The sequence below is a fragment of the Avrilella dinanensis genome, from assembly GCF_002807015.1.
GTDB classification, from domain to species: domain Bacteria; phylum Bacteroidota; class Bacteroidia; order Flavobacteriales; family Flavobacteriaceae; genus Flavobacterium; species Flavobacterium dinanensis.
The window spans coordinates 236935-253760 of the sequence record NZ_NIPO01000001.1 but is presented as its reverse complement, the minus strand read 5'-3'; the positions used below and the strand labels follow the sequence as shown (position 1 = coordinate 253760).

General features: G+C 38.1%; 13 protein-coding genes. 5 read left to right on the top strand and 8 right to left on the bottom strand.

Going from position 1 to position 16826, the window contains the following annotated elements:
- Positions 1-132: 132 nt before the first annotated feature.
- On the top strand, positions 133-528 hold the full coding sequence (locus CDL10_RS01220) for a DUF423 domain-containing protein (protein ID WP_100676837.1): 396 nt from the start codon (positions 133-135) through the stop codon (positions 526-528).
- Positions 529-585: 57 nt separating this feature from the next.
- The gene (gene pckA / locus CDL10_RS01215; RefSeq protein ID WP_100676836.1) at positions 586-2199 is read left to right on the top strand and encodes a phosphoenolpyruvate carboxykinase (ATP); all 1614 of its coding nucleotides are present in this window, start codon (positions 586-588) and stop codon (positions 2197-2199) included.
- Positions 2200-2274: 75 nt separating this feature from the next.
- On the opposite strand, the gene CDL10_RS01210 is transcribed toward pckA, so the two are convergent.
- Both CDL10_RS01210 and CDL10_RS01205 read right to left on the bottom strand, forming a co-directional pair.
- A complete protein-coding gene (locus CDL10_RS01210; RefSeq protein ID WP_207760130.1) occupies positions 2275-2775 on the bottom strand; it encodes a DUF6265 family protein in 501 nt (166 codons plus the stop codon).
- 34 nt (positions 2776-2809) lie between these two features.
- Positions 2810-4861: a recombinase gene (locus CDL10_RS01205; protein ID WP_100676835.1), complete on the bottom strand. Its 2052-nt coding sequence runs from the start codon at positions 4859-4861 to the stop codon at positions 2810-2812.
- Between the two features lie 31 nt (positions 4862-4892).
- Here CDL10_RS01205 and CDL10_RS01200 point away from each other — a divergent pair, with 31 nt between their 5' ends.
- The gene (locus tag CDL10_RS01200) at positions 4893-5363 is read left to right on the top strand and encodes a CYTH domain-containing protein (RefSeq protein WP_100676834.1); all 471 of its coding nucleotides are present in this window, start codon (positions 4893-4895) and stop codon (positions 5361-5363) included.
- Position 5364: 1 nt separating this feature from the next.
- On the opposite strand, the gene CDL10_RS01195 is transcribed toward CDL10_RS01200, so the two are convergent.
- From CDL10_RS01195 to CDL10_RS01175, 4 genes are all read right to left on the bottom strand, one after another.
- The gene (locus CDL10_RS01195) at positions 5365-5880 is read right to left on the bottom strand and encodes a septal ring lytic transglycosylase RlpA family protein (protein WP_207760156.1); all 516 of its coding nucleotides are present in this window, start codon (positions 5878-5880) and stop codon (positions 5365-5367) included.
- Between the two features lie 151 nt (positions 5881-6031).
- Complete coding sequence (locus CDL10_RS01190) at positions 6032-6478, bottom strand: hypothetical protein (protein ID WP_100676833.1); 447 nt, start codon at positions 6476-6478, stop codon at positions 6032-6034.
- 522 nt (positions 6479-7000) lie between these two features.
- Complete coding sequence (locus tag CDL10_RS01180; protein WP_100676831.1) at positions 7001-9472, bottom strand: hybrid sensor histidine kinase/response regulator; 2472 nt, start codon at positions 9470-9472, stop codon at positions 7001-7003.
- A gap of 94 nt (positions 9473-9566) precedes the next feature.
- The gene (locus tag CDL10_RS01175; RefSeq protein WP_100676830.1) at positions 9567-10706 is read right to left on the bottom strand and encodes an acyl-CoA dehydrogenase family protein; all 1140 of its coding nucleotides are present in this window, start codon (positions 10704-10706) and stop codon (positions 9567-9569) included.
- Positions 10707-10776: 70 nt separating this feature from the next.
- Between CDL10_RS01175 and CDL10_RS01170 the strand changes: the two genes are divergently transcribed.
- Positions 10777-11844 carry an anhydro-N-acetylmuramic acid kinase gene (locus CDL10_RS01170; RefSeq protein WP_100676829.1) on the top strand — a complete coding sequence of 356 codons (1068 nt, stop codon included), beginning with the start codon at positions 10777-10779 and terminating at the stop codon, positions 11842-11844.
- A gap of 187 nt (positions 11845-12031) precedes the next feature.
- Here the strand turns inward: CDL10_RS01170 and CDL10_RS01165 are convergent, their stop codons facing one another.
- The gene (locus CDL10_RS01165) at positions 12032-13432 is read right to left on the bottom strand and encodes an MBL fold metallo-hydrolase (RefSeq protein ID WP_100676828.1); all 1401 of its coding nucleotides are present in this window, start codon (positions 13430-13432) and stop codon (positions 12032-12034) included.
- Positions 13433-13481: 49 nt separating this feature from the next.
- Positions 13482-14297, bottom strand: a complete 816-nt coding sequence (locus CDL10_RS01160; RefSeq protein WP_100676827.1) for a sulfite exporter TauE/SafE family protein — start codon at positions 14295-14297, stop codon at positions 13482-13484.
- A gap of 92 nt (positions 14298-14389) precedes the next feature.
- Here CDL10_RS01160 and CDL10_RS01155 point away from each other — a divergent pair, with 92 nt between their 5' ends.
- Positions 14390-16825, top strand: a complete 2436-nt coding sequence (locus CDL10_RS01155) for a bifunctional UDP-N-acetylmuramoyl-tripeptide:D-alanyl-D-alanine ligase/alanine racemase (protein WP_100676826.1) — start codon at positions 14390-14392, stop codon at positions 16823-16825.
- Position 16826 lies beyond the last annotated feature (1 nt).

Genomic DNA, 16826 nt, shown 5'->3' with positions numbered 1-16826 from the left:
TTTTGAAATAATTGTTGTCATAAGTCTTTTTTATATTTCCGAAGTTACAAACTTATATAAAGAACCTTAAAATGAGTTATCAAAATACTTCTTTTGTAGAAATTAATGTACCTTTGATAAAATTTCGCAATTATGGATAAAACGATTATCGGAACAGCTACGATTCTTGGCTTACTGAGCATCATTCTGGGAGCATTCGGAGCACACGCCTTGAAAGAAGTGCTTACCGCAGAGCAATTAGTCAGTTTTGAAACAGGAGTGCGTTACCAAATGTATCACGCTTTGTTTTTGTTGTTTGTCGGAACGACGAGTTTTTTGTCTGCCAAACAAAAAAAGAATGTATTTTGGCTCACATTAATTGGTGCACTGTTCTTTTCCGGGTCTATCTATCTGTTGGCAACGCAATCCCTTAGCGGAATAAGTTTTAAATTCCTCGGACCGATTACACCAATCGGCGGTTTATTTTTAATCATTGCGTGGATAGTATTATTCCTTTCCATAATCAGACAAAAAACAGTGAATCATTAAATATCTTCAAATTTATTTTTAAGTTTGCATTCTCATAACACACATTTTTTATAAATCATGAGCGTATTAAAAGCTATTTCTTTAGAAAAATATGGTATTTCTGATGTAAAAGAAATCATCTATAACCCTTCTTATGACGAGTTGTTTACCGCAGAAACCGATCCGAACCTACAAGGATTTGAAAGAGGACAAATGTCGGAATTGGGTGCTATCAATGTAATGACCGGCGAATTTACCGGGCGTTCGCCTAAAGACAAATATATTGTTAAAGACGCTGTTACAGAAAACACCATTTGGTGGACTTCCGAAAAAGCAGTAAATGATAACAAACCAATTTCCCAAACAACTTGGGAAGCATTAAAACAAAATGCCACAGAACAATTATCGGGCAAAAAACTGTATGTTGTGGACGCGTTTTGTGGTGCCAACGAAGATACCCGTTTGAAAGTTCGTTTTATTATGGAGGTAGCGTGGCAAGCACATTTTGTAAAAAATATGTTTATTCGCCCTACGGAAGAAGAGTTGGCTAACTTTGGTGAGCCTGATTTTGTGGTAATTAATGCCTCAAAAGCGTCTTTCAAAGATTACAAAGCACACGGATTAAACTCTGAAGTTTATATTGCATTTAACCTAACTGAAAAAGTTCAATTGATTGGTGGAACCTGGTATGGCGGTGAGATGAAAAAAGGTATGTTTTCGATGATGAATTATTACCTTCCGCTAAAAGGTATTGCTTCAATGCACTGCTCGGCAAATAAAGGGAAAGAAGGAGATGTAGCTGTTTTTTTCGGTCTTTCGGGAACAGGAAAAACAACCTTATCAACCGATCCAAAACGTGAATTAATCGGCGATGACGAGCATGGCTGGGACAACGACGGTGTTTTCAATTTTGAAGGTGGTTGCTATGCGAAAACTATCGATTTATGTAAAGAAAATGAACCTGAAATTTACGGAGCTATCCGTCGTGATGCGTTGTTAGAAAACGTTACGGTAGATGCTGACGGAAAAATTGATTTTACTGACAGTTCGGTTACGCAAAATACTCGTGTTTCCTATCCGATTGAATTTATTGAAAATATTGTAAGACCGGTTTCAAAAGCAGGACATGCGAAAAAAGTTATCTTCCTTACGGCTGATGCTTTTGGCGTTATGCCTCCGGTTTCCAAACTAACTCCTGAACAGACAAAATACTTTTTCTTGTCCGGTTTCACGGCAAAATTGGCAGGAACAGAGCGTGGCGTAACACAACCTGAACCTACATTTTCAGCTTGTTTCGGAAAAGCATTCTTAAGTTTGCACCCTACAAAATACGGAGAAGAACTGGTTAAGAAAATGGAAGAGCACCAAGCGACAGCTTATATGGTAAATACAGGTTGGAACGGAACAGGAAAACGTATTTCGATTAAAGATACCCGTGCGATTATTGACCGTATTTTGGACGGATCTATTGAAAATGCGGAAACAACCCTTGTCCCGGTATTTAATTTGGCAGTTCCGACAGCTTTGGAAGGTGTTGATACCAACATTTTAGACCCAAGAAACACTTATGCAGACGCATCGGAATGGGAAACAAAAGCAAAAGATTTGGCAAAATTATTTATTAATAACTTTGTTCAATATACCGATAACGAAGAAGGAAAATCATTGATTGCAGCTGGTCCGCAATTGTAAGATTTTTTCTGAATGATAGATACAAAAAATCCCGACGTTTGTCGGGATTTTTTTGTGAAATGGAATAAACTCTACTTATTTTTTAATTCTTTCAAATTCAAAAGGAATTTCCACATTTTCATCAGAGATTTTAGCGGTCAGCATTCCGCCTTCACTCCGGTATTCAATTTTTTTAGGAAAATCGTTCGCCTCATTTACACAGACAAACTCATTGTCTTTCAATTCGGTTATTTTGAACTCGGTAGCTTCTTTTTCGCCCGGTATTTTTACGAACAAACTCCACTTTCCGTCCGATTCGAGTAAGGTCATTTTTTCCTGGCTTATTGTGTCTTTTTGCTGCATGGTGTACCCAAATCCGGAATATTCCCGCGGACTGATTTTAGTCCAACTTTCAAAAGTTTCTTGTTCCGGTCTGTCGTTTATTCTTTTCCAATCCCCAATCAGCCAATCCGTATTTTTGGTTATTTCTGTTGTGGTTTCAGGTTCCGTTTTCGAGTCTTCTGTCTGATTAGTTTTTGTCTTTTGGTTACAGGACAAAACTAAGGCTCCGGTTAATAAAATCAATATTTTTTTCATATGGATTTAATTTATATAATTCTGAAAATCAAATCTAAACATTATTTTCCTCTACATTCGCACTTTTCGATGGAAAGAAAAATTTCATCGGATTTTTTTTGAAATATGCCCAAACGGATATGAACAAAGCTTTTACTTCTCTGAGTGGGATATTTCTCGAACGCAGAGCCAAACTCAGTGAAAGCCCGAAGCTTACAATAAAGTTCATAAATCCTATTACCACAATTCCTAAGACGCACCAAAACCAGGTCATGGCACTTAATTCAAAATTAGCACCATAGGCACCCAAGGCAATATTCCCACTAACGAAAGTAATGTGTCTGATGTCGATATTCAGTCCAAGGAAAATACCGATAGGGTGGGCACTCCCCATAAACACACCAAACCAGAAGTTAGAAGCAATCCCCGGCCATTTTTTCTCGAGCCAGTGAGCCAGTTTTCCTGCCCGTCGGCTACCGATGGTTTGTTTCAAAATCGGATTTTCCTGTATGCGGTAATACACCTGATTATGTTTATTTTTGTTGGATACATTCCCCGAAATAATTCCCGACAAGAACAAAAATACGCCGGCAATACCCGCATGGAATATCGCTAAGGAATGCACCGGACTGGTATCGGTAATTAATGTGGGCCATTTGGTGTCGGTAATATTTATCCCGGTAATCAAATCAAAAATCCACACAACCACTAAAGCCACAGGAAATGCCATAACCACGTTTCCTACAAAAGCGATAAATTGCGACCGGAACAACCGGGCAAACAAATTGGCAAATGCAGAGTGTTTGTCGGCAGATTTGGTTTGGGTTTTGTTTCCTTCTTCGACCGCTTTGATAATGGTGGTTGCCGTCATTGCTGGTTGCTTGGTGGCAAGAGCAAAGCTGCAGAGATATATCAGAATGAACCCGAAAGCATAATTCATGCTGTACAGAAAGGCAAATCCGAAATCACTGGTGTGTATTTTTGAGAGAAGAATTTTGAAAACACACAAAAAACCGACCACAAGACCGGCTCCGAGAGCGGCCCGGAACATTTTAAAATATTCTTTGGCAGTTTGGGTAATATAATGTTCGCCGGTTTTGGCGTTATATTGAGTAATCTCGTATGAAATTAATTGCGTACTTTCATCTACAAGAGATTTTACATTGTTTTTATAACAGTTATACTCAATGAGTTGAACGGCAAGGTTAACAGATTTTTTCTTTCTCTCAAAAGAATTGTCAGCAACCAAAAGCGACAGAAGCAGTTTCATTCTTTCGAGCTGTTGCCGTATGCGTAAAAGACTTTGGTTTACCTTGATGGTAATTCCGTATTTGGCACTGTTCTTAAAAGCCCGTTCCACAAAATCTTCACACTGTTTGTGCAGAACCATAAGCTGTTTATAGCTGAGGTCGTCGGCATTCATCGCTTCGATTTCCCCTGCCCGGATTTTCCCCTCGATTTCCAGAAATTCCCGCTCAAACGCAGTAAAAGGACTTTCGAGATGATTGTATTCGGGAACCATTCGGATAATGTTACTCTCCATCGCTCTACCACTCATTCTTTGTGTGATAAGTCCCATAGCAAAAAGCGTTTCCGACAAGGGTGATATTCCGGAAATATCGCCTTCAAAAATATCTTTGAACTGCAGTAAATCAAATAGCTCGATAAACTCATGAAACTCGATTTTCTTTAACCAGATATAGTCTGTTTCTTTGAAAAATATTTGGTTAAGCACATATTCCAGCGTTTCTTTCTGTGGCTGAAAAGGCAAAATCTTTGCAGAAAGTCTTTTCCGTACTTCATACAAAAAATCAGAATCCTGAAGGATTCCTGTGTCAGAAATCATTCGTCTGAATTCTCGGTTTTTTAATATATTTTTGATGTAATTACCCAACAGAATGCGATGTTCATTATGCTCTATCAGATAAGTAATCAGCTCGGTAATGCTGACATGAGATATTTTTTTTGGTCTGTCGGGTCTGAAATACGAAACAATGTCGTACATAAAATACAACTCGTTTCCCAGTACAACTTCATTCCCGATGATATGTTTGTCAAAAATTTCCGACAGTTTAGTATTTTGATGTGTTTTTTTATTTAATTTCATTGTTTCAAAATAGTTGCTTAATTTTATGACTATGCTTCAAGAGATAGAAAGAAAATTTAGGGTTAAAAATACTACTTTTTTGCAGGATATAAAGTCAAAATCTAAAATAGTTCAGGGATACCTGAGTTCAAATCCGGATAGAACCGTGAGAATCAGGATTAAAAACGATAAAGGATTTATTACAATTAAAGGTCGAAGCAATGATTCCGGAACTACGCGTTTGGAATGGGAAAAAGAAATTGATTTTCAGGAAGCACATCAACTGATGAATCTTTGCGAAGATTTTATCATTGAAAAAACCAGATATGAAGTGATTTTCCAGAATCAGTTATTTGAGATAGACATTTTTGAAGGAAAAAACGACGGATTAATTATTGCCGAAATCGAATTAGAATCGGAAAATCAAAACCTGATTTTTCCCGATTGGCTGGGACAGGAAGTTACTGGCGACATAAGGTTTTATAACGCTTATTTGTCACAAAAACCTTATGACGGTTGGTAAATTATAATGAAAATTCTTTCAGCGTATTTTCAGTTTCTTTGAGTTGCTTCACAGTTTCCAGTTCTTCCAGGTCTGTAAGTAATTCTTCACGGGATTTTTCGTAACCGTCTGGCAACTTCTCGATTTTCACTTGCAGAATGCCTCTTTTCGTCGAGTTACTGTTCGTGATTTCTTTAAATGCCGCTTTGGACAAGTCTATTTTTCTGCCTTTTACGAAAGGACCTCTGTCGTTAATCGTTACAATAACCGATTTTCCGTTCGATAAATTGGTCACTTTTACTTGCGAACCGAAAGGAAGGGTCTTATGAGCAGCAGTAAATTTGTTATTGTCGAAAATTTCTCCGTTAGCTGTTTTTCTTTTGTTAAACTTATCGTGGTAGTAAGAAGCCTTTGTTGTTGAATGCAACAACTCAACATCTTCTTCCAACTCAAGCAGAGAACGGTTAATGTCCTCTATTTTCTCAGAAAGTTCAATTTCTTCCCTTTTTTCAGCAATCATTTCTAAGCTGTCTGCCATTGCCAGATAGCGTTCTTCTGAAACAGCAATAACTGCGTCGTTGTTTCCTTTTTCAAATTTTGCCGGCATAAAGCTATATATCACGACAAAACCCAAAAGCAAAGCGAAACTTCCGATAATATAATTTGTAATATTTCTCATGAGAATGTTTTTAGTTAAACAATCCAGGTAACCAGGTTTTCCAAGGAATTCTCGATAAAACAAGAATTAATCCTATCGTATAGTATATAGCAAAGGATTTGAATTTCCCTTTGTCAGTGGTTTGTTTTTTATGTTTTGACCAACCAATAGTAATCAATACAATAGCGATGATGTTAATTATCGGGTGCTCTAAAGCAGTCAGGCGTAATTCTGAATTACCCATTGCGTTCCCGCTTGTCAGCATAGAAAAGCCTTTTTGGGAAACAAAATAAAGAATTAATCCTGCTAATAACTGAATATGTGTAAAAATCAGACCAAACAGGCCAATTCTTTTATCCGAACTTTTAAAAGTACGCTTTGAAGCCAGTCCTAAAAAGGAATTAACAGCGGCAACAAACAAGGCTATTAAAGCCAGATAAGCTATCCCTGAGTGAGCCTCTAATATAATTTTGTACATAGTATATGTATTAAAATGATTGGCAAATATATAAATTTAATTTTTAATCAAAATTCCATTAACAAATTATTGTGTTTACTGTGTTGGTATTTAGAGTCTTAACTCAACAATCGTGCCAATTGATGAAGTTTCCCGCAAAAATCTTCTCATTTCACTTGCATTATTTGATAAAAGAGTTTTATATTTGCGTCCTCGTTTGGGATAGGAGATGGGGGTTTAGGATAAAGTACATTATAGATTTTTGGATAGGGAATAAGACTTTGAATTTTTTTCAAAAAAAAGTACAAAAAAGTTTTGTTGAATGAAAAAAGGTAATTACTTNCCTTGTATAATAAAATTAAATTGTATGATATAGAAGTTTAAGAGCCTGTTTAAATTTGTATTGTAAAAATGTTTATAGATTATTTTTGAGGTAGAACAAGGCAAATTTTCAAAGGATAGCAGAGCTATCGTTTTAAAATTTAACGCAGTTATGACCAAAAAGAAGCATAAACAAATTATTAGATAAATTTTAAACAGGCTCTAAATGTATTGGTTTTGAGACCAATCATTTTCGATGGATTTCAAACAATTGGTTACGATTTCAAAATAGCTATTAATCCGGATAGAATTTAATTTATCCGGATTTCTTTCTAATTCTTCCAATGCCTCAATCGGTTCATGGATATGCAACTGCCTGAACATAGGTAATATTCTGTGGGCAAGTTGAGATATTGTTTCATTATCTTGATTATCAATCGCTTTTTTCATGTCTTCCAAAGCAGTTTTGGTCGATGAAATAAAAGTTTGCAGGATAGGTTTAATCAAAGATAAATCACTGCCGGTTAACTTGATAATATCTGAAAAATCGTACATTTCCGAAGGTTGACTAAGGACAAAAGCACTTTCGTCGGGTTCGTTTATTGCTTTGAATGCCGTGCTGTTAATATTTAGTAGCCTGTATAATTGTTTCATCAATAAGGGCATATCGATAGGTTTTTTGACCACCGCACTGAAACCTAAATTAAGGTATTCCTGTTCTTCTAAATCCACTTTTCCGGTTAGGGCAATTACCGGAATATTTTTGTGTTCAGGGTTGTTTTTTATCAGCTTGATTACTTCGAAACCGGTCAGTTTCGGCATCTGAATATCAGTCAGAATAATATCGTATTTTTGGTTATTCAGGTAATTTTCTATTTGATTACCGTCAGAAAGTGTGGTAATCAACCGGACTCTGTTTTTGAAAATTTCCGTCATTAATTGCAACTGAAAAATATCATCATCAACCACCAGTAAACGGATTTCGCTGAGTGCTTCCTCATCGATGAGATAATTTTTGTCGGATAGTTCTTCTTTTACCTGAGAAGCATCGTCCAACGGAATGATTACTGTAAAAACAGTGCCTTTTTCCGGTTCGCTTTCAAAGCGGATATCGCCTGAAAATAAATTAATCAGCCTTTTGGTAATGTTCAATCCAAGACCCGTTCCCCCATAGGTTTTTTCGATTTCGTCATGGGCTTGCCTGAATTCCAGAAAAATGGTTTCATGATGTTTAGGGTCTATCCCGATGCCAGTGTCGATAACTTCAAAAACAAGGGAATGATTTTCGATATCGGCTTTCAGCGTTACGCCACCTTCGTGGGTAAATTTAATAGCATTGGTTAGTAAATTGAATAATATCTGCCTGATTCGCTGTTCGTCGGAATAGATATAAGTATCCGTATTTTCCCCAATTTCCGTCGCCAGCTCAATGTCTTTTTTGTCGGCTTCGGGCTGGAGAATGTTCACAGTTGAATCAATCAGTTGTTTCGGGTTGAAAAAATCTTTTTTCAGCTTGATTCTGTCGTGTTCGAGCTTGGAAAAATCAACCAAATCGCTAACCAGATTTTTGATGTATTTGGTAGAATATTGTATGTTCTGTAAATATTCTTTCTGTTGATTGGTTTGCAAAGTCTTGTCCAGCAAGTCAGAAAAACCGATAGTTGTGTTCAAAGGCGAAACCATATCGTGGGTAATCGACGCTAGAAAATAATTTTTTTGTTTGATTAATCGTTCCAGCTCCAGATTCAGTTTTTCCACTTGCTGTTTGTTGCGATAGCTGTTTCTTAAATCTCGTAAAACTGTGATTCCTAGTATAATTATGGATAAAAGTGCAATTGCTCCCAGCCAGGCAAGGTTTGTCGATGTTTGGCTGATAATATTCCGGGCATTTTCAATTCGCCGGTCAGAAGACTGCATTACACTGCTTTCGATGTCTTCAAATAATACCCTGATTTGCTGGGCGATTACCTTACTTTCTTCAATCAGCTGAGCCTCTTTGGCAAAATATCTTTGCTGGGCATTTCTGCTTTGCATAAAAGCCTGCTCAAGCATTTGTTCGGTAACTTTACTGATACTATCTGATTTTGCCTGATGAGCTTGATTGATTTTCTCTATTTTTTTCTGTTCCCGGTCTTTTTTTCTGCTACTGTTTACTGCATCGGCAACACCATCTGCAAGTCTGGAAAAGAAATTATCGGTGTTTTTTACTGAGTCAGCGGGTGTAGTGTTAGAATTAATTTCTTGCTTTGCCTGCTCAATGTCTTTTAAAGTTTGCGATATATCATTCGACCTGATGAGCTGATTTTTGTATAGGATAATTTCATCAAAACGCCGTTCTTTTTTGGTCAGTAATATCTGAATAGAGTCAAGTTTCTGGATAGTAGAAGGGGACGTGAAAGTTGTTTTAAGCGTATCGATGCGGTGTTGAATGCTGTCGATTAAACTATGATAACGGTTAATGTCTTTCCGTTGGGCAGATAATATAGCTGTTCGTGACAAAGATTCAGAAGTAAGCACATCGGTAATAATGGCACTCAAATTGAAAGTTTTGGCAGTTTCCGAAACAATTTCCTGATTAGGTGCCGAAATTTTATTTACCTGATTTAGAATGTACCACACCGATACCACGGCGGCAATTGCCAACACAATATATCCGGCAGTGATTTTTCTTCGAACAGATTTAAAGTTACTCATTTTGACTAATTACAACATATAAAAGTATAAAAAACCCGACAATTTGCCGGGTTTTGCGATTATTATTTTATTTGTAAAGTGAGAAGCTAATAGCTTACTTCGCAATTCCTCTTGAAATAACGATTTTCTGAATCTCAGAAGTTCCTTCGTAAATCTGAGTAATTTTCGCATCACGCATCATGCGTTCCACGTGATATTCACTTACATAACCATTTCCTCCGTGAATTTGAACTGCCTCAACGGTCGTATCCATTGCTGTTTGGGAGGCAAATAATTTTGCCATAGCACCGGAAATTGAAATATCTTCCCCGTTGTCTTTTTCTGCAGCAGCTTTGAAACACAACATACGTGCAGCCGTAATATTCACAGCCATATCAGCCAGCTTAAAAGCAATTGCCTGATGGTTAATGATTTCTGTTTTAAATGCTTTGCGTTCTTTTGCGTATTTTAATGCCAGTTCGTATGCACCTTGTGCAATACCTAATGCCTGTGAAGCAATACCGATACGTCCGCCGTTCAGTACGTTCATAGCAAAAGCAAAACCAAATCCGTCTTCTCCGATGCGATTTTCTTTCGGAACTTTCACGTCGGTAAACATCAAAGAATGCGTGTCAGAACCACGGATTCCCATTTTCTTTTCTTTCGGACCGATTTCAAAACCTTCCCAACCTTTTTCCACGATAAAAGCATTGATACCTTTATGTCCTTTTTCAGGGTGGGTATGAGCAATTACCAAATAAGTAGAAGCCGTACTACCGTTGGTAATCCAGTTTTTAGTTCCGTTCAGCAAATAATGGTCGCCCATATCTATTGCGGTTGTTTTCTGCGAAGTCGCGTCGGAACCGGCTTCAGGCTCAGACAAACAAAATGCCCCGATTACTTCGCCAGATGCCAATGGTACCAAATATTTTTGTTTTTGCTCTTCTGAACAATATTTTTCCATTCCTGCACATACCAATGAGTTGTTAACAGACATAACAACTGCAGCAGATGCATCAACCTTAGCAATCTCTTCCATTGCCAAAACGTAAGAAACGCTGTCCAATCCTGCACCACCATATTTTGGGTCAACCATCATTCCTAAAAATCCAAGTTCGCCCATTTTTTTTACTGCATCGGCAGGGAAAACAGAGTGTTCATCACGTTCAATAACTCCGGGTAACAATTCAGTCTGTGCAAAATCACGTGCAGCTTGCTGAATCATCAATTGCTCTTCAGTTAATTTAAAATCCATCGATTATCTTGTTTTTGAATACATTTAATTTCGTGCCCAAATATATCAAAAAATATATTATTTTTAATGAATGAAAAAAGAAAAATATAAAGTATTGGGTGTAATGTCGGGTACTTCATTAGATGGAATCGACTGTGCGGTTGTCGAATTTATACATCAAAACGACCAATGGACGTATGATTTTTTGCAAGGCACAACCATTTCTTATCCCGGTGAATGGACGGAAAAATTAAGAACTGCTATTACATTGAGTATATCCGATTTACATTTGCTAAATATCGAATATACGTGTTTTTTAAGCGAACTATTAAACGAGTTTATCATTGAAAATCAATTGACTGATTTAGATTTCATTGCTTCGCACGGACATACGGTTTTGCATCAGCCTGAAAAAGGATTTACACTTCAGATAGGCAATTTGCCGATTGTTGCTGATATGTTTTCCATTCCTTTTGTTTGTGATTTTCGTGTGCAGGACGTTGCTTTGGGTGGGCAGGGAGCACCATTGGTTCCGATTGGCGACCGTTTGCTTTTTGCTGATTTTGATTATTGCCTGAATTTGGGCGGATTTTCCAATATCTCGTTTGAAGACGAAAACAAACGCATTGCTTTTGATATTTGTCCGGTCAATACTTTGTTAAATTACTTTGCACAAAAAGAAGGTTTTTTGTTTGATGATAAAGGAAAAATAGCTCAGCAAGGTAAGATTAATATGGCTCTTTTTGATGCTTTAAACACATTGGGATTTTATCGACAGCCGGCACCCAAATCATTGGGAATGGAACAGGTCAATGAAATCTACCTGACGTTGATTCATAGCTATACACTTTCTAATTACGATATTTTGGCAACTATAACTGAACATATCGCTTTTCAGATTGCACAAGTCATTAAAAAGAAAAACGCCCGTTTATTGGTAACAGGTGGCGGGGCGTTTAATACTTTTTTAATTGAGCGAGTGAAATATTATTTACCAGACACGAAAGTAGAAGTTGGTTCTAGGGAACTGACAGATTTTAAAGAGGCCATTATTTTTGCTTTTCTCGGGGTGCTGCGTATGGAAAATATCAATAATGTGCTGAGCAGCGTAACCGGTGCGAAACATGACCATTGTTCTGGGATTGTGTATGGAATGTAAAAAAATAAATTTGTAAATAAACACAGTTCATACTGTAAACATCTATACAATACTGTTAAGAGATTGACTACTCAATAGCAACCACTAATTTAATACTTCTGTAAATGTAATTAACTGATAGCATCAATAATTTTAAGACAAAAAAACAACCCGCACATTGGCGGGTTGAATATTATTGCAAAAAAGCTTAAACTCCCTTACAAGCGTTTTCTTCAATAGGTAAATTTGTTTTTTTGATGGCTCCGAATCCGCCCCGGACATCAACATAATTGTGAAAACCTCTGGCTTTGAGTATTGAAGCAGCAATCATCGAGCGGTATCCTCCTGCACAATGAATATAAGTCGGTTCGGTACTTGGAAATTCCTCCATTTGCTGGTTAATAAAATCTAATGGAAGATTTGGAACTCCCGGCAGATGAGCGTTGCTATATTCTCCCGGTTTTCTCACGTCAATGATGGTCGCATTTTCATTTTTTGAACGTATTTCTGCCAGCTCCTCAGCGTCTATGCGGGGAACACTGTCTGTTTCAAGTTGAGTATCAATCCAGGCATCGATGCCTCCTTTGAGGTAACCTATAGTGTTGTCATAACCCACTCGTGACAATCGGGTAATCGTTTCTGTTTCTCTGCCTTGCGGAGCTACAATCAGTATCGGTTGATTGATGTCCGTGATTAAAGCACCTACCCATGGGGCGAATCCGCCATCAATACCAATAAAAATTGAACCCGGAATATGTTGTTTAGCAAAATTTTCGGCATCTCTCACGTCCAAAATCAATGCTTCCTGGGCAGCTTGTTTGAATTCGGAAGGACTAAAAGCTTTGTTTTTTTCTATGATTTTTTCCACGTCCTGATAACCTTCTTTGTTCAGTCGAACATTTTCCGGAAAATAAGCAGGTGGCGGCATCAATCCTTCAGTAAGTTCTTTGATAAATTCCTCCACAGTCATGTCTGTTTGAAGAGCATAATTGGTTTGCTTTTGCTCCCCTAAAGTCCCGACGGTTTCTTTGCTTAGATTTTTTCCGCAGGCGGAACCCGCTCCGTGTGCCGGATAAACGATAACATCGTCAGCCAAAGGCATGATTTTGTTTCTCAAGCTATGGTAAAGCATCTCGGCTAATTGTTCCTGCGTCATATTTGTCGCTTTCTGGGCCAAATCAGGTCGGCCTACATCGCCGAGAAACAAAGTATCTCCGGTAAATATGGCGTGGTCTCTGCCGTTTTCGTCTTTGAGCAGGTAAGTTGCACTTTCCATAGTATGCCCTGGTGTATGCAGCACAGTAATGCTGATTTTTCCTAATTGGAAAACCTCTCCGTCGGTGGCAATATGAGCCTCAAAATTGGGATTCGCCGTTGGTCCGAAAATGATAGGAGCTCCTGTTTTTTCAGAAAGTGTCAGGTGCCCGCTGACAAAATCGGCGTGGAAATGCGTTTCAAAAATATATTTGATTTTGGCATTGTCAGCCTTGGCTTTTTCTAAGTAAGGCGTAATTTCCCGTAACGGGTCAATAATTGCCACTTCTCCGTCAGATTCGATATAGTATGCACCCTGTGCCAGGCAGCCGGTGTAAATTTGTTCTATTTTCATGATTTAAAATTTTAGTAAAAATACGGAAATTGGCTTGTTTCTGAAAAAGTTAGACCGACAAATTGCTCAGGTTTACCTCTTTTAGCAAAATGAAAACAGCCATTGCCAGTACAAACCAGCCGAAAATCTGCCTGAGTAGTTTATCTGAAACTTTATTTGCCCAACGCATGCCGATAAATACACCGATGGTGGAAACCGCGGTAAAAATCAGCACAACACTCCATTGAATATCTTGCACAATCAAATCGCCTGCGAAACCAATTAGCGATTGTATAGCAATAATGGTAACCGATGTGCCTATGGCTGTTTTCATCGGCAGATGGGCAAAAAATACCAATGTCGGCACAATCAGAAATCCGCCACCCGCACCGACCAATCCGGCAATTAATCCGATTAAAATTCCCTGTATTGCCAACGGTACAAAACTGGTTACGATTTCTTGCTGAAATTCTATATTTTTTTTCCGGGGTTTAATCATTTTCGACGAAGCAGCCAGCATAACCAAAGCAAAAATAATCATGATAAAATTCGATTTGCTGATGACAGAATCGTTGGCAAGTTCAATGGTGTCCGGAATCAATGGTAACAGGTAAGTCCGCGTGAAAAACACTGATAATATGGAAGCCAAGCCAAAACCAAATACAATTTTGAAATTAACCTGTTTTTTCCGTATGTTCCGGATACTGCCCGTAGCCGCCGATGTACCTACAATAAACAAGGAATAAGCCGTTGCCAGAACCGGTTCGATGTGCATAATATACACCAAAATCGGAACAGTAAGGATAGAACCTCCGCTGCCCATCATACCGATAGAAATTCCGGCAAGCAACGCCAGCGAGTAGCCAATGATTTGATTAAAATCCATTTTACAAAGGTATTAATTTTCGTTTGCAGAAAAGAATGAATGGATTTATATTGTTCTGGAATAATATTTACCTTTGATAAAAATACAATTGAATGAATTTTTCTGTTGATATTCTGGCGAAACAAATGCAGGCTGAGTATTTTGGCAGTCAGGAAGTGATTGATATATCAGATGTTTCGGTGGACAGCCGTTCTCTGCAAAACAGGGCAGGAGTGCTTTTTTTCGCTTTGACGGGCGAAAACCACAACGGACACACTTTTATTCCGGCTTTGCTCAAACAAAATGTAAACTATTTTGTGGTAGAAAAACTACCTGAAAAACTACCTGAAAACAGTGTTTTTTTTCTGGTTAAAAATGCCAAAAAAGCCTTACAGAATTTTGCCGCTTATTACCGCGGATTGTATGATTTTCCAGTCATCGGCATTACCGGAAGCAACGGAAAAACCATCGTAAAAGAATGGTTGAGTTTTTTGCTAACGCCTTTTTATCAAGTTATCAAAAGTCCGAAAAGTTATAATTCGCAGGTTGGCGTTCCGTTGTCTGTTTTCGGGATAAACGACCGGCACAATCTCGGTATTTTTGAAGCTGGAATTTCCTTGCCTCATGAAATGGACAAACTCGAACGGATTATCCGCCCCAATATCGGCATACTAACTTCTATCGGGTCATCACATGATGAAGGTTTTCTGACTAGACAGCAAAAAATCAATGAGAAACTCAAGCTTTTTGTTCATTGTGAGGTAATTATCATGCCGTATATGGAGGAAGTCATTCCGTTGTTGCCCGCTCAGACAGAGGTTTGGTCTTATACTTTCGACGAATATGTTGAGGCGAAAATAAAATTTAAATTAACTGACAATCAGTTGTTTGTTTCGGTTGATAAAGAACGATTTGAAGTTGATATTCCGTTTACAGATAAAGCATCAGTACAGAATATGGCTACCTGCATCACAACTTTGCTGGCTTTGAATATGAGCAAAGATTATATCCAAACACATATTCCGAAGTTGTTTAAAGTGAATATGCGTTTGCAGGTCATTGACGGACAAAGAGGTTGTACGATTATTGATGATAGTTATAGTTCTGATTATCAGTCGCTAAAAATTGCGTTGGATTTTCTCGAACAACAACGGACAAACGAAAGCAAAACCGTGATTTTGTCGGATATCTACCAAAGTGGTTTTCCTGATGATGTACTGTATGAAAAAATCAGTCATTTGCTGGCACAAAATCAAATCAACAGAGTGATTGGTATTGGCGAAAGTATTTCAAGATATTTGATAAATACACCTAATTTTCAGCGTTTTCCGGATACAGCATCTTTTCTGAGAGATTATAATCTACAATCATTTCGCAACGAAACCATATTGATTAAAGGAGCGAGAAAATTTGCCTTTGAGCGAATCGTTACCGAACTGGAAGAAAAAACCCATGAAACGGTGCTGGAAATCAATCTGGACGCAATTCGTGACAACCTGAATTTTTATCGTTCCAAGATTTATCCCGAAACCAAAGTAATGGTCATGGTCAAGGCTTTTGGCTATGGGAACGGAAGTTACGAGATTGCCAAGCTGCTGGCTCATCAGAAAGTGGATTATCTCGGTGTGGCTTTTGCCGACGAAGGAGTCGAGCTTCGTAAATCCGGTATTCAGATTCCGATTGTGGTCATGAATCCCGAATCTTCTACTTTTTCGACCTTGATTACTTATGGTCTGGAACCGGAAATTTATAGCTTGAAAGAGTTGAAAGATTTTGTGAATGAAGTTAAAAAATCAGAAAACCATCATTATCCTGTTCATATCAAGTTAAATACGGGAATGAATCGGCTCGGGTTTAAACAAGCGAATTTACCCGAACTCATTACTTATCTCAAAGATACACATTGGGTTAAGGTCAAAAGTATATTTTCTCATTTGGCAGCGAGCGATGATAAAACCCAACAAGATTTTACATTACAGCAAATTCGTCAATTTGACGATTGGTCTGGGCAACTGATGAAAAGCTTGAATATACAGCCTATCCGGCATATTCTGAATACTTCCGGAATATATCATTTTGCTGAATACCAGTTTGATATGGTTCGGTTGGGGATTGGACTTTACGGCGTGGGGAATCATTCTGAAGAAAACCAAAAATTAAAAAATGTTGCTAAGCTAAAAACGGTTATTCTGCAAATTAATGAAATTGAAACCAGCGAAAGCGTAGGTTACGGCAGGAAATACCGGGCAGACAAACCGCAACGCATAGCTACAATTCCTATCGGATATGCCGACGGAATCCGACGTGCATACGGTAATGAGAAAGGCAGTGTGCTGGTTCACGGTCAGCGGGTGAAAATCATCGGAAGCATTTGTATGGATATGCTGATGATTGACATTACCAACATTCCGGCAACGGAAGGCGATGAAGTGGTTATATTTGATGAAAACCTCCGCATTACCGAAATCGCCGAAAAATGGGAAACCATACCGTATGAAGTAATGACATCAATTTCGCAACGGGTAAAACGGATTTTTTATAAGGAGTAGG